The organism is Bacillus sp. LQ01, from assembly GCF_057624735.1.
The window spans coordinates 56,668-71,420 of sequence record NZ_JBYEZL010000008.1 but is presented as its reverse complement, the minus strand read 5'-3'; the positions used below and the strand labels follow the sequence as shown (position 1 = coordinate 71,420).

18 protein-coding genes are annotated in these 14,753 nt (G+C 33.7%); all 18 read left to right on the top strand.

The features are described 5' to 3' along the window. Positions 1–145: 145 nt before the first annotated feature. The 18 genes from AC22L0_RS27325 to AC22L0_RS27240 all read left to right on the top strand — a co-directional run bounded on the left by AC22L0_RS27325 (position 146) and on the right by AC22L0_RS27240 (position 14,745). Positions 146–646, top strand: coding sequence for a sigma-70 family RNA polymerase sigma factor (locus AC22L0_RS27325; protein WP_001205173.1), 501 nt, complete (start codon positions 146–148; stop codon positions 644–646). A gap of 231 nt (positions 647–877) precedes the next feature. Further along, on the top strand, positions 878–1,063 hold the full coding sequence (locus AC22L0_RS27320; protein ID WP_087965276.1) for a hypothetical protein: 186 nt from the start codon (positions 878–880) through the stop codon (positions 1,061–1,063). Positions 1,064–1,074: 11 nt separating this feature from the next. Continuing rightward, positions 1,075–1,572 carry a hypothetical protein gene (locus AC22L0_RS27315; RefSeq protein ID WP_249268308.1) on the top strand — a complete coding sequence of 166 codons (498 nt, stop codon included), beginning with the start codon at positions 1,075–1,077 and terminating at the stop codon, positions 1,570–1,572. Between the two features lie 189 nt (positions 1,573–1,761). Then, positions 1,762–3,009, top strand: a complete 1,248-nt coding sequence (gene terL / locus AC22L0_RS27310) for a phage terminase large subunit (protein WP_249268307.1) — start codon at positions 1,762–1,764, stop codon at positions 3,007–3,009. A gap of 93 nt (positions 3,010–3,102) precedes the next feature. Next, the gene (locus tag AC22L0_RS27305; protein WP_000229504.1) at positions 3,103–4,443 is read left to right on the top strand and encodes a phage portal protein; all 1,341 of its coding nucleotides are present in this window, start codon (positions 3,103–3,105) and stop codon (positions 4,441–4,443) included. A gap of 28 nt (positions 4,444–4,471) precedes the next feature. Then, the gene (locus AC22L0_RS27300; protein WP_086391823.1) at positions 4,472–5,662 is read left to right on the top strand and encodes an XkdF-like putative serine protease domain-containing protein; all 1,191 of its coding nucleotides are present in this window, start codon (positions 4,472–4,474) and stop codon (positions 5,660–5,662) included. 20 nt (positions 5,663–5,682) lie between these two features. Continuing rightward, positions 5,683–6,663, top strand: coding sequence for a phage major capsid family protein (locus AC22L0_RS27295; protein WP_001060157.1), 981 nt, complete (start codon positions 5,683–5,685; stop codon positions 6,661–6,663). A gap of 16 nt (positions 6,664–6,679) precedes the next feature. Beyond that, positions 6,680–6,844, top strand: coding sequence for a YqbF domain-containing protein (locus tag AC22L0_RS27290; protein WP_000691127.1), 165 nt, complete (start codon positions 6,680–6,682; stop codon positions 6,842–6,844). Positions 6,845–6,857: 13 nt separating this feature from the next. Continuing rightward, positions 6,858–7,391, top strand: a complete 534-nt coding sequence (locus AC22L0_RS27285) for a hypothetical protein (RefSeq protein ID WP_087965267.1) — start codon at positions 6,858–6,860, stop codon at positions 7,389–7,391. A 28-nt stretch (positions 7,392–7,419) separates the two neighbouring features. Then, positions 7,420–7,746: a hypothetical protein gene (locus AC22L0_RS27280; RefSeq protein ID WP_000392020.1), complete on the top strand. Its 327-nt coding sequence runs from the start codon at positions 7,420–7,422 to the stop codon at positions 7,744–7,746. A gap of 1 nt (position 7,747) precedes the next feature. Further along, positions 7,748–8,164, top strand: a complete 417-nt coding sequence (locus AC22L0_RS27275) for an HK97-gp10 family putative phage morphogenesis protein (RefSeq protein ID WP_033668458.1) — start codon at positions 7,748–7,750, stop codon at positions 8,162–8,164. Further along, positions 8,161–8,577, top strand: a complete 417-nt coding sequence (locus AC22L0_RS27270) for a hypothetical protein (RefSeq protein WP_000208342.1) — start codon at positions 8,161–8,163, stop codon at positions 8,575–8,577. Before AC22L0_RS27275 ends, AC22L0_RS27270 begins: the two co-directional genes overlap by 4 nt. A 12-nt stretch (positions 8,578–8,589) precedes the next feature. Further along, entirely contained in the window at positions 8,590–9,186 is a 597-nt protein-coding gene (locus tag AC22L0_RS27265; protein ID WP_000118565.1) for a hypothetical protein, read from the top strand. Between the two features lie 42 nt (positions 9,187–9,228). Continuing rightward, on the top strand, positions 9,229–9,726 hold the full coding sequence (locus AC22L0_RS27260) for a hypothetical protein (RefSeq protein WP_139894860.1): 498 nt from the start codon (positions 9,229–9,231) through the stop codon (positions 9,724–9,726). Next, a complete protein-coding gene (locus AC22L0_RS27255; protein WP_000438521.1) occupies positions 9,705–10,109 on the top strand; it encodes a hypothetical protein in 405 nt (134 codons plus the stop codon). Before AC22L0_RS27260 ends, AC22L0_RS27255 begins: the two co-directional genes overlap by 22 nt. A 30-nt stretch (positions 10,110–10,139) precedes the next feature. After that, positions 10,140–12,524 carry a phage tail protein gene (locus AC22L0_RS27250; protein ID WP_135238673.1) on the top strand — a complete coding sequence of 795 codons (2,385 nt, stop codon included), beginning with the start codon at positions 10,140–10,142 and terminating at the stop codon, positions 12,522–12,524. Continuing rightward, positions 12,521–13,204, top strand: a complete 684-nt coding sequence (locus AC22L0_RS27245) for a hypothetical protein (protein WP_000025596.1) — start codon at positions 12,521–12,523, stop codon at positions 13,202–13,204. The genes AC22L0_RS27250 and AC22L0_RS27245 overlap by 4 nt, the downstream gene beginning before the upstream one ends. Then, positions 13,201–14,745, top strand: a complete 1,545-nt coding sequence (locus AC22L0_RS27240; RefSeq protein ID WP_086391825.1) for a hypothetical protein — start codon at positions 13,201–13,203, stop codon at positions 14,743–14,745. Before AC22L0_RS27245 ends, AC22L0_RS27240 begins: the two co-directional genes overlap by 4 nt. Positions 14,746–14,753 lie beyond the last annotated feature (8 nt).

Below are 14,753 nucleotides of genomic sequence, written 5' to 3'. Positions count from 1 at the left end.
AAAGTAGCAATGATAAATAGTATTAAGCAAGATATTTTTTATAATTTTAGTTTTTTGGTGAGAAAAAATAAATGGAAATTAAATGTAGATTTAGATGGTCTCTATTTTTAACAATTTTGCTTTGTTATAAGGGTGGGAATGGTATATGCGAGATTTAATTATCCAATATAAAGAAACGTTATGTAAGCTAGAGAGTGCAAAAATAAGTGCAAAAGAAGAAGAGATTAAAATATTAACAAGTATGATTAGTGATGTCACATATGCTTTGGAGTGGATGAAGAATGCAAAGATGCCAGGTAATCGCAGGGGAATAGAACGTAGAGCTGCTTATCAACGAGAGAAATCATATGATTCCTTGTTAATGCAAAGGTATTTTCGTAGTACTGATACAACATATGAATGGGATGATGAAAACAAAGAAAGTGTCATTTCAGAATGGGAGAGAATAAAACTAGAAGATGCGCTCTCTACTTTGACAAAATATGAAAGAGAAATATATATCATGTCAAGAGGAAGAGGCATTACACAAGAGAAAATTGCTAAATATTTGAATGTTTCAAGAAGCACAATTAAAACGATTCTATATAGATCTGAAATAAAAATTGCTAAACAAGTAAGAAAAAGTCTTTTCTGCGAAAGTAGTTAAGGCTTTTTTAATTACAAATACATTCTTGTCACCATAGTGCCACCTATAAATAGAGAGTAATAAAATAAGTTTAAATGAAATATAAAAAATGAAGAATGGATACTAGCAAAAAGAAAGAGTAATCCAAAAGATATCTATAAATTAAATGAGAGATTTTAAAAGTGACGGCATCTTTTTATTTACTACAAAATAGGCAGTAGTACATGAAAAACTACAGAAGGATGCGATTAGATGTTAGAACAAGATATAGATACTATGCCAATATGTTCAATTTGCCTTGAAAAATGTTTGTGGGTTTTGAAATTTCCAATCACAATTCAGTATTGTGAACAAATGTTAATTCGTGAGGTAGTTGACGACAATATAACAACAATATGTATTGAGTGTTTAGAAAAAGAAATACAATTGATGAGTTAAAACGGGAGGGAATGCTAGTGGCGCGACCAATGAAATTGAATGATGAGCTGATAAATAGGTTGACCCAATATATTAAAGTAGGGAATTATATTGAAACCGCATGTGCGTTAGTTGGAATAAGTAGAAGTATAGTTTATGTTTGGTTAAAACAAGGGCGTAGGGCAATTGAAACGAGTGAAAAGACAGGTGAAGTAGTACCGAGAAAAGATAAGATTTATGTGAAGTTAGTCATGGAAATTGATCAGGCATTAGCATTTAGTGAAGCTAGAGACGTTGAGACAATTGGGGAGCATGCAAAATCTAATTGGAAAGCCGCAGCATGGAGATTAGAAAGAAAATTCCCAACTAAATGGGGAAGAAAAGATCAATTGCAAGCAAATATAAATCATTCAGGAGAAATGAAAGTAGAGCATAATAAAATGGCTATGAAAATTGGGTGTGATGAGGAAATGCTTGATTTAGCTATGAAATTATTTGAGAAAGTTCAAGGAGGAGAATTACAATCATGACACGGATGAATGTGCATAAGTTAATAGATGAAAATACATTTAAGGAATTGGCAAAAGTGAACTACCCCTTTCTATGTTCAGTATACACATAAGGGATTCTATAAACATGCAAAGCACACAAAATTAATAACAAAGATTTGCCAAGATTTAATTGAAGAGAAATTATCGACTAATAGATTAATGGTGTTTATGCCACCTAGGCATTCAAAATCACAGTCTATAACAGAAACATTGCCAAGTTGGTATTTAGGAAAGTATCCAAATAAGAGAGTTATAGAGGTATCTTATGCATCAAGTTTAGCTGAAAAGTTTGGTAGAAGAAATCGTGCTAAGATTGAAGAGTTTGGTAAAGAGATATTTAACATTAGAATTGATGAGCGACAAGGTTCCGTAACAGATTGGGCACTACATAACCACTCTGGTGGAATGTTGTCTGTAGGAGTTGGTGGTTCGATTACAGGGGAAGGAGCAGATTTATTAATTATTGATGACCCTATTAAAAATCGCCAAGAGGCCGAATCAATTACATACCGAAATAGACTATGGGATGAATGGGAAGACACTTTATCTACACGTTTACAAAAAGGTGCAAAGGTAATTCTAATTTTGACGCGATGGCATGAGGATGATTTAGCTGGTAGATTGTTAGAGAAAGAACAGGAGAAATGGACTGTGTTATCAATTCCTGCTATAGCAGAGTCAAGGAACGATCCATTAAACAGAGAAATAGGAAGAGGCTTATGGGTGGAACACTATGGCCAAAATTATTATGAAGATAAAAAGAAGTTTTCCTCTGCACGCTCATGGTTATCTTTATGGCAACAAAAACCATCAAGTGATATAGGGAATATTTTTAAAAGGAACTGGTTTCAATATTACGATGTATTACCAAATTGGGAACAATTTGATCAAATTATTACTTCCTGGGATATGGCTTTTGATAACACTACAAATAAAAGTTCATTTGTGGTTGGACAGATCTGGGGAAAAATAGATGGAGACAAATATTTAATTGATCAAGTGAGGGCGCAAATGAATTTTCTAGAAACAAAGAAAGCATTTGTTGTTTTTCACCATAAATATGAGTCAATCCTTCGGAATTCTGGGTTTAAAAAGTCCATTCCGAAATTAGTTGAAAAAAAAGCAAATGGCCCTGCCATTATTAGTTCATTGAAGAATGAAATAAGTGGAATTATTCCTATAAATCCACAGGGTTCAAAAGAAACACGCGCTGAGGCGATATCCCCTGAATTTCAATCTGGAAATGTATATATACCTAATCCTAAAATACAATCTTGGGTATATGATTATATAGATGAATTAGCTTCTTTCCCATCTGGTAAGCATAATGATCAAGTAGATACAACGTCACAAGCCTTAGAATACTTTTTTACTAAGCAAAAAAAAATAATGGGTGGAAAAATAAAAAGAGTTTAGCTGAACATGTAATGTTCAGTTTTTTTATATTGGTAAAGTTTTTATGAAAAACATTGAATAAATGATTTGTATATGAAAGGAGGCATAAATCTTATGGTTGAGAAAAAAGCAATTAAAAATGTGAAGGTACTTAAATTACAAAGTCGTGAGATGGCTTTACGTGATGAGGAACTTCAAAGTAAACAAATGGCAATAGATCCATTTGCACAAGTGTACGGTGATAAAGAACTAGTGAAGCCTCCATATGATATGCAAGTATTATTAAATTTGAGAGAAAGTAACCCTATTCACTCGGCATGTATTAGTGCAAAAGTAAATGATATTGCTGGTATGGGATTTGATTTTGCACCGCTAGATGAAGTGACAGAGGCAAATCAGGAACAATATAAAGAATTAAAGCGTTTTATGAGGTATTGCAATAATGAAATGACAAGTAGCGAAATACTTAGGGCAGTTTGGGAGGATTATGAAACTGTAGGTTGGGGAATTATAGAGGTTGTTCGTAATTTGAAAGGGGAACCAGCGCAGCTTCACCATATCCCAGCACATACGGTACGTGCGCATAAAGATAAGATTCGATTTGCACAGATTGTAAATAATGAGGAGAGATGGTTTAAGAGATTTAGTTATCCATCAGATTTTAGGTTAGTAGATGGGAAAATGATTAGTGATAGCTTAGATGAAAACTCGTTATTAGACACTGAAGAAAAAGCTGGTGAAGTTATTGTAATTCGTAAATTTGGTTCTAGATCATCATACTATGGTATTCCGGATTATGTGAGTTCAATTGGTTCCATTGTAGGATCACAAGCTGTAAGAGATTACAATATTAATTATTTTACTGGTAAAACAATTCCAGATGCTGTTTTGTTTGTTGAGGGTGTTGATGAAATAGATGATTCAGTTGAAAGAGAATTAAAAACATTTTTCTCTGTCGAAACAAAAGGAGAACATCATAAGTTAGCAGTTGTTCCTGTCCCTGAAGGAGCCAAAGCTCGCTTAGAGAAATTAGGGCCTGATGTCAAAGAAGCGAGTTTTCGTTTATATCGCCAAGATAATGCTATGGAAATTTGTGTAGCTCATCGAGTTCCACCATATAGAATTGGTTGGGCTATGACAGGATCACTTGGACAGACGACAGCAAAAGAAATGAATGAAATGTATAAAAGATCAATTATTGAACCAGGTCAACAAATTTTAGAACATCGATTAAATACACAATTATTTAAAGAGTTTACAGAAACGTTGGGGGAATTGGACTGGCAGTTTCAATTAAATGAAATTGATACAGATGATCGAGCAAGTGATATGCAATATGCAATAGATGGATACGAAAAGAGTATATTAACAAGAAATGAATGCCGAAAAGTTATTGGATACGAACCAGTTCTAGAAGGAGATAAATTTTTAAATGAAGATTCAAATTCGATTTAGTAGTCTTGCTAGAAAGTAGGAATATATTATGCCAAATGAATTGAAAAATGTAGAAATTAGTTATGTTTCATTAGTAACAAAGGGGGCTAATGGTAGGCCATTTGCAATTATGAAGGGTATGAACATGAATGGCTCTAACGTTTTGAAAAATGTCCCTATTTTAAAGAGGGAAGATGAAAAACAACTTGTAACAGGGGTTGTTTATGAACCAAATATAGAAGATGCACATGGTGATATCATGACGGCTGAAGAAATTGAAAGAGCGGCTTATAATTTTTTAGAGAAATATAGATACATAGATAAAAACCATGACGAGTTGGCAGGAAAAGGAACAGTAGTAGAAAGCTGGATTTCTAAAAATAATACGGTTGTTGGGAAACAAAATATTAAAAAAGGAACATGGCTTATGACTGTTCGAGTAGACGATAGTGAAACATGGAAAGAGATCAAAAAAGGGAAAATCACAGGCTTTTCGATGGGAGGGGTTGGAGAAAGAATGGAGATGCCACAAATGGATGAGTTTACACAAGATGAGAAAGGTGTAATTCGTAAGATGTTTAATTTTTTTAAGTCACATTATGACGAGGAACAAACTCAGGAGATGGATAATCAGTCAGTAAATAGTAAACAAAACTCTAAGATGCAAAAGGTATTTAATTTGTTTGAAGATGTATTTTATGTTGGGATTTGGGAGGGAAATGTAGATATTAAGCAGATGGTTTCCACCTTAGATGAAATGAAGGACATTTTAAATACAATGAAGGGTGGTGATACAGATTTCTCGCCGGAAGATATTACTATTAATTCCATAAATGAAGTAGGCAAAATCTTATATAAGAAAAATGATAAAAAATTTGATGAAATGATTTCTTTGATGAACCAAATTAAAGAAAATAAGTTACAAAAAAACGCAGATCAAAATTCAGATGAGATTGCAGACATTGTAAAGAGAGAAATGGGTCCTTTTCTTGAGAGATTACAGGAGTTGGAAGAACAGTTAAATAAAGAACTTGAATCAACTCATGATACTAATGAATTAGAAAATGACAGAGAATCTAAAAAGACAAGTGAATTTATTCAGAAGGTAATAGACCCCATTTCAAAGAGACTTGAAGTAATTGAGCGATCAGCACAAGTTCGTAAAAGTCTTGGGGCTGATGCCAAACCAACAAACGAGATGAGAAAACCAGTAAATAAATGGGTAGGATTAGATCTATAAAGATAAGGAGAAATGAATCTATGAATAATAAAGAATTATTAGCACGTATTGAACGAATTGAAAAGAGTACAATGACAACAGGAGGAATGAAAGCGGGGCTATTATATCCGGAACAAAGTAAAGAATTTTTCCGAATGGTATTTGATGCAACTCCATTTTCTCAATTGCATCGCAAAGAGATTCGTAAAGCGAAAAAAGGTGAATTAGATAAAATTGCAATCGGTGGTCGAATTTTACGTAGGAAAATGGAAAATAGTGATGATGGCTATCGAGCGGGTGTAGAAACGTCGAAAGTTGAATATGATACAGTTTCTATTCGTTTACCATGGGAGATTACGGAGGAGCTACTTCGAGAAAATATCGAAGGTGAAGGATATGAAGATACTGTTATGACATTAATGTCAACTCAGTTAGGTATTGACCTTGAAGATCTTCATTGGAATGGGGATGTAACTTCAGAAGATCCATTTCTTCAAATTAATGATGGCTGGTTAAAACAAATTAAACAATCAAGTAAATCTCATATTGTCGATCATTTTAAATTAGTGACGGGAACGGGAGATGCTGAAGCTAGCGCCGGGTTTAGTAAAGACTCAATCTTTAATTTATCTAAGGCGATGCCTAATAAATATAAAAATGAAGGTTTAAAGTGGATTATGTCACCTGCTCGTAGAGAGAAGTGGATTGAATATTTAACAACTCGTTCAACTGGCTTAGGTGATGCTGCGTTATTAGGTACAGGGGATCAAGTTAATAAGCCGTTAGGGTATGAAATTGTCACAGTTCCTTCTCTTCAAGATGATGTAATTATTTTTGCAGATCCTAAAAACTTTATTGCGGTAAATACGTATGACACGCGAGTTCGTAAGACTGTAGAAGGTAAATCTGCTGTTATGGAAGATAAGCGATTTTATGTTATTCATTTGGATGATGATGCAGTTATTCAAGAAATGGACGCAGTAGCAATTCTTACTAATATACCTGATAAATTTGGGAATTAAGTAAGGTAATTTGTATATGAAGATTATAGAATTAAAATTAGGCGGTACATATACTGCATATGGCTATACTTTTTTCAACGGAGTAAAGGAAAAGGTTGCAAATGAGAAAGCAAACTATTTACTGAGTACAGGACATTTTAAGTTAATAGATAGTATAGAGGTTAAAAAGAAAGAGAAGTAAAAGAGGTGGAAGAATGGAAATTACTGTACAGGACATAAAGAACAGGGTAAATGTTCATCGAATGCCCGATACGGTAATCCAGGAACTCATTAGTCAATATGAATTGATTACTAAAAACTATTTGAGAAGTAAGCCAAGTAACCCAATGAAAGAGAAAGTTAGAACTAGTAAATTGGCTTGGCTTTCTTTTCGAGCAGAAAATTTGATCAAGGTAATCCATATTGGTTCTGGAGAAGAAGTTACCAGTTCAGTTTTTTCTGATGGTTGCACTGTATATGGTTTAAGTGAGAATCAATTATATGAATTTGAGTATACCATACAAGATTATGATGGGCTTTTGACTTTAATGAAAAAATGCATCATCGATATGACGTGTTATGCGGTAATTCGAACAAATCTACAATATGAAAATATGAAAAAATCAGCAAATATCGGAGATTATTCATATGAAATAAATATTGAATCGCTAGATGAGGAAACTGTTAATAAAAAGATTTTAAAAGTATTAAAAAAATACCGAAGTAGAAACCCTTTAATAGCATTATGAATGAAAGAATAGGCTGTGAACATTAGATATGGAAGAATTATATATACATGAAGTAACTGTGAAAAGGAATCAAAAGGTAAAACAGCCGGCAGGAAATTTTAAAGAAGAGCCTGTCATTATTTATGAAAGAATGAAGTGTCGTGTAACAACACACACAGCGGTAGATAATGAAAGGTTAAAAAGAAATAAACAAAATTTTGAGCCGAATTATAAAATTTATACTTCTGCAGAACATAACATCCATACAAATGATGTAATCTATTTTCATGATTATGTATTTGAGGTAAGAGGAGAACCAAGAAATCCATCATTTTTAAATCACCATATTGAATTGTATTGTGAGCTGTTGGAATAAAATGACGAATACATCGGAGTTCATGGTTACACGTAATGTAGAACAGGTTAAAGAACAACTTAATAAAATGATGGTAGAAAGAATTATAAGTGCTTGCAATCAACTGCAACGAGAAATGAAACAAACAGTATCAGGTAATCACAATGGTGTGAAGTATAAAATTCCACGATCGAGTCGCACATATATTGCTTCAAAACCAGGAGAGACATTTGCTTCTAGAACGGGAGAATTACAAGATTCCATTAAATATGGCTTACATATTACAGATAACGAAGTAGTAGGAACGATTGGAAGCCAATTAAAAAGAGCGGTGTATGTCGAAAATGGTACAAGTACTGTAGAAGCCCGACCTTTTTTCTTAAAAACGTTTGAAAAAGAGCGTGGGGAATTAAAAAGGACATTGGGAGGAGAACAATGACGACAAAAGCGATTGCAACAATTAGAAATATTATTGAGAAAGATACAATTGTGCAAAGTAATCTATCGAAATATGAAGGAGAGCCCGCTCTAACATTTCAAACTGCACAAAATGATATGAAAATGCCTTATGTGGTAATGAGAATTGAATCTAATAATCCGGATGATATAGAGGTAATTGATCGTATGATCCTCACTTTTGATATATATTGTGGCCAAGGTGATTATGAAAAAGCGGATGTAATTTCAAGGCGAATAGAACATTTGTTAGACAGAGAAGCGGGATTGTTAAGAGATTCTGGTATTATTACAATTCATCGAGCAGGCAGTATTACAGTTCCAGATGAAGATCCATCAATTATTCATATTAGTATTAAGTTTCTTGTACGGGTAGGAAGAATGGAATTATATTAAGGAGGGAAAAAAATGAGTTGGAAGCTTATTAATGGTGTACGTGAGGGTACAACTGATAATTTTGTTATTGGACCGGGTGTAATGTATAAAGGTTTTAAAAGTGTTAAAGACCTAGGTGAGATGTTAGGAGCTACTACAGGTGGCTGTAAAGTGGGGTTTACTAGAGAATACTATGATGCTGATATTGATGGTGTTTTAGGAAAACTAGTTCGCGGAAAATGGCTATTAAAAGATGAACCACATATGGAGGTTACACTAGTAGAATTTACGAAAGAAAATTTAGAGTTAGCTCTACCAGGCGTAGATGTAGATAGTACGACTGATAACGATTATAACATTGTAAAACCAACCAATGAAATTAAAGACGCAAGTTATAGTGATATTGCAATAGTAGGTGTAGTTTCAGGAAGTGATATTCCGGTTATTTTTGTTATCCGAAATGCAATGGTAGTTTCTTCTGTAGAAATTGATTTAAAAGATGGTAAAGGAACTGTAGGACTTAAATGCAAATTTATTGGTCATTATAGTGAAAGTTCGCCTAATACACCCCCTTATGAAATTTATTTACCAAAGAAAAAAGCACCTAAATTACCTACAACAAGTAAATAAGTTGTAGGTTTTATTTTTAGGTTATAAAAGGAGATATTGAATATGACAACAATGCTAGAAAAAATGATGCATAATAGTACAGAAATTACAATTTCAGGTCAGAAGATGAAGATGAGACGTTTAAATGTAAAAGATGTTTGGCGTTTTACTAAGATTATTTCTAAAGTTGGTCGTCATGCAATGACTGATTTTATGGAGTTTGGGAAAGAAAAGAATGAAATTGATGAAAAAATTAAATTGGCCCAAATGAATGAAGAGCAACAAGAACAGTTAAATGAAATTGAAAAACAAAAAAAAGAAAAGGGTTTAGAGTTTGTCTTTCAATTATTGTCTATGATTCCGGAATGTGAAGATGAGTTTTCGGAATTTTTTTCTAGTCTATTACAGATTAAGCGTGAAGAATTCGATCAGTTACCACCAGAAGCTATGGTAGCAGTTATTGAAGGATTATTAGAAAGTGAAGATTTAATGTCTTTTTTCAATCAGGTCAAGGGTCTAATCAAATCTCAAAGTCTCAAGTGGAACAAACAAGAAATGTAGAAAATGACTCTAATAAATACATAGAAGAAACAGAGCAAAATATGCTAAGGGCTTTTGATAAAGTCCAAAAACGGTATGGATGGACAGATGATTATGTCTTATCCATACCGTATTCTCGTTTAATGGACTTATTTTCTTTTATTAGTCAGGAAGAGCAGCAAGAAGAATTAAATGAATGGAAAAAGATGGCCTTTATCGGATTTCAAACAAGGCAATTAGAAGAAGGAACAACTTTTCAGGACTATTTGCAAGCTTTTGGACTTACGGAATCTACGTCGGATGGGGAAGAAAATGAGACTATGGAAGTTTGGTCCAAAGAGGAATGTATCGACCATGCAAATAAGCTGATTGCAGAGTTTCAGTTTGAAGACGATCAGGAATAAAAAACTTCCTAGTTAGAAAGGGGGGAGTGAATGTTTACAGAAGTATTCCAGTTGTTTGGTACAATTGGAATTAAAGCAGATGAAGCTTATAAGGATTTAGCAAAGTTTGAGGAAAGTTTACAAAAGGCTTCTAAGAACATACAAGAAAAATTTCAGAAACCAGCAGAAGTACTTAATCAAATAAATGGACAAATTCAAAAATTTGGTAACGGGGCGACCAATGTTTTTGGGAAGATTGGTAACAAAGCGGATCAGGCATATAAAGGTGTAGAAAAGTTTGAAGAGAGAGTGCAAAAAGCCTCTAATACAATGCAAGAAAAAATCCAAAAATCAGCAGATTCTCTTGGGAATATTAGTAAGCAAATGCAAACGTTTGGTGACACTATTTCAAATAAAGTTACAAAACCTATAGAACAAGTCAATAGCAAAGCTTTACAATTTGCTACCGATGTGGAAGGTTCTCAAAAAAAACTACAGGATATGCTTGGGTTAACTGAAAAAGATGCAAAGAGTTTAGCTGGAACTATTCAACCTATCGCTCAACAAGTCGTGAAGATTTCCAATATAGTAATACCATCGTTGAAGCAAACGGTTGAGTTAATCAAATCTGTTTCTAGTCTTATATCTAAGGCGAGTGAAATCATTGGTGGCCTTGTAAATATAGTTAAAACATTAATGCAAATACCGGGTGCAATTACGGCGATTATTAAAGATGCCTTAAAACTAATTAAAGTTTTTAGTGAGTTCGCACAGATATTGACTGGTCTTGGAAAATCAATGTTTTCATTAGTATTAAGTCCATGGGGCATTGCAATACTTTTAATGGTTGGTTTAGTATATGTGCTGTATAAAAATTGGGATTCAATTGTGAAATATACAAAGCAGGCAGTGCAATGGATCAGTGATATTTGTTCTAAAGCCTGGGATGCTATCGTTAAAGTTGCGAAGTCAGTATGGGATAGTTTGTCAAAGTTTTTCTCAAGTTTTTGGGAAGGAACAAAAAAAGTATTCCAATCTGCGGTAGCGTTTATAGATAAAATACTTAGCGGGGCATGGAAAATAATTACTACTGTAATTACAATGTATATCAACATATGGAAAAAGACATTTGAAATTGGTTGGAATTTAATAAAAACGATATTTAATACAGTGCTAAACGTAATAAAAAGTGTTGTTAAGTTTGCTTTAGAATTTATTAAAAGCTATATTTCTACTGCTATTAAAACATGGCAAAATATTTTTAAAACTGGCTGGGATATTATAAAAACAGTTTTTACGACGGTGCTAAACTTTTTGAAAACATTTATAAGTGGTGCATTTCAAGCAATTCGCAGCATAATTACGACTGTGATGAATGGGATAAAAACCGTCATTTCTACAGTGTGGAATGGAATAAAGGCAATTTTTACGACTGTATTAAACTTCTTAAAATCAGTTGTAAGTAGTGTGTTTCAAGCAATTCATAGCATAATTACAACTGTAATGAATGGAATAAAGACGGTTATTTCTACGATTTGGAATGTAATTAAAACAGTTTTTATAACTGTATTAGAGACTATAAAGAATTTTGTGGTTACAGCATTTCATTTTATAAAAAACACAATTACGACTGTAATGGATATCGTAAAGTCTATTATTGTAACCGCATGGAATTTTATTAAAGAAACAATAATAGTTGCTGTTCGGACATTTGTTAACTTTGTGGTGGATAACTTTAATAAGATAAAAAACACAATATTTAGTGTTGTTGGTGCTATTAGAGATTTCATAGTAAGTAACTTTGCAGCAATTAAAAAAGCTATCGTCGGAGCGTTTGACGGCATTGTTGATACAGTAAGGGATGTATTCGGTAAAGTTGGTTCTATAGTTAAGGGGATAGCAAACGACGCTGTAAGCTGGGGGAAAGATATTATTGCTGGTATTGGTAAAGGTATGACATCTATGGCTGGCTGGGTTGTTGATAAAGCTAAAGGCGTTGTAGACGGAATACCAAAAGCAGTTAAAAGTTTCTTTGGTATAAAATCTCCTTCTCGTCTAATGATGGAGTACGGCGGATATATTACAGAAGGTCTTGGTGTAGGGATGGAAAAAATGATCCCGGCTGTGGACAAGGCTTCTGGATTGTTAAATAAAGCGGTTGTTCCACCGAAACCGATGCAACTAGTAACGGATGTATCTACCCGAATTGGACAAATGGGAGCACATTCTGCTGATATGATTGGAAAATCTGCACATCCATTTGCTGGGCACTCTTCTGTTGAAAAGAAAACAGATAAAGGTGTTACAATTCAAAATGCTACATTCAAAGTTGCTGTTGAAAAATTGCAAACTGCAGAGGATTTTGTGAAAATGAGAAAATTACTACAAAACGTAGTTGCTGACGATCTAATGGGAATGGCGGTGCGTAATGTATGAGTATATTAAAAACATTGCATAGAAGAGCTGGTTCATATCATCTCTTATGGGATGTTACAGAATTAAAAAGTACAATTAAATATACTATTAATTTTTCATGGCCTGGGACATATAATTTTTCTTTTATGTCCCAAGTTCCTATTGGTTCTGATGGTATGTTACCAGATAAATACTTTATTGTTCGAGTAAATGGTATTGAAAAATTTAGAGCAAGAGGTGCTTATGCCTGGGAAGCAAGAGAAATTTTTGTTGGTGCAGGGCCACAAACAATTGAATTTACAACAATCGGTTACGGTTCTTCTGACGTAGCCTATTTGCGTGATGTTTATTATCATGCATATGGGCCTATACCTACAATTGCAATGATTGAACAAACGAAAATGCCTAAATCCTTAAACGGATTAAAAAATTACAATGTTATGCATGGATATCCTCGTTACCAAAGTACTGGTAATAAAGGATGTGAAGTAGAATTTACTGCTTTATTCAATGATATCAGTCATTGGCGTGAGTTCATGAGTGAAATATATCGCCCTCATATTATTACAGGTGATTATGGTACCTATGGTGGTATTATTCCACCTAATGAAGTTGATGCAATACGTAAAGGAACACTAGTAATAGCAAAGTGTAAATTAATATCTATGTCACAAGCAGGTATTGGAGTTGATGGAATGTGAGAGAAGGATCAATTTCTTTAATCAGAATGTTGGGGAGCTATTTCCAAGTGGGGAATAATGCTCCTAATTTAATTGTTTATATGAAAAAAAGAGAATCTTCTTCTTATGTACAAATACAACATCGTGTAGTGAGCCTGGAAGTGCAGGAGAACGCAGATCAGTTCGCAAGTACATTTTCTATTACCTTTGCTAATGAATATGGGCAAATGGCACCTGATAACTGGTATGGTAAGTTTTCTTCCATTCAAGAATGGTTTTACAACAGTGAAGTAACAAACACAAACCAACTATATCCGCAGACTGAATTTAAGGTTTCTATCGGTTATGGCGAAGAAGCTTTACCGTATATACATGGTTTTGTATCTGACGTAAAGGTGAATGCCGAAAGCGGCACAATATCAGTTACCTGCACAACATCTTATAAAAAGGTTCTACAAAAATCAGTAATTCCAACGCCGGGATCAGATGAAATTGTTGCACCAACTGGAAATGTGTATGATGTAGTGAAATTCTTCCTTGAAAAAGCAGGAGTTACATTACACGGAAGTAGGGTAAACATTCCTGGGACCAATCAAAGCTGGATTGTTGAAGGGGCAACTGGAAAGAGGTTTCAAAAGTGGGATGAAATTGTACGCGATATTATAGATACAACATTCCACTACATTAAACATGAACCAGATGGAAGTTGTACATTTATGAAAATGCCAGACTACGAAATTAACGAACTTGCCAAATTTAGTTTTAGAGAAGGGGAAAACCTAATCTCTTTAGATATGCAATTAACAGATCAGGACATTAGTAATAGTATTGTTATTAAATGCGGAGATTATGCTAATGGTTTTGTTAATTCATTCTTACTTAAAAACGTCTCTTTAGGGGATTTGCGAGAGGAAATGATAGAGGTACCTTGGGCAACAACATTCTTTGCAAGAAGGGCAGTTGCTGCAGCTTATCATTTAAAAGCGATTCAAAAATTCAGAACACTAACAGTTGCTGTGATAGGGAATCCGCGAATTCAATTGTTCGATGTGGTTTCCATTTACAATAGGGATTCTGGGCAACAGTGGAACTACTTTGTTAAAGGAATTAACACAATGATTTCTGCTGATGATGGATTCTATCAAACTTTAGATTTATCCGTTAACTATGGATATGAACCTACTCCGTATACCGATATAACAGGAATCACAGTAAATGTAGATACATTACGATTAAAGCTGTGGGATTGGGATTATGAGGATGGAGATTTATTAAATATTTATTGTAATAATAAATTAATAGTGGAAAACTACTTTATCCGAAACAATCCTACGTATGTTGATATACCACTAGAATATGGCGTGAATATTATTATTTTTGAAGCGGTGCGCACTCCTTTAGGAATACTTACCGGGCGATTACAAGTATTAGATACACAAAATAATATCTTATTTGATTATGGTTCTTTACCAGATTTAACGTTTGATGAAACAGATTTAAATGCAGATAGATATTATATTAAACGCCCAGCTAAAACATGGCCTGTAACAAGGGTAAATTAGGGGTGATT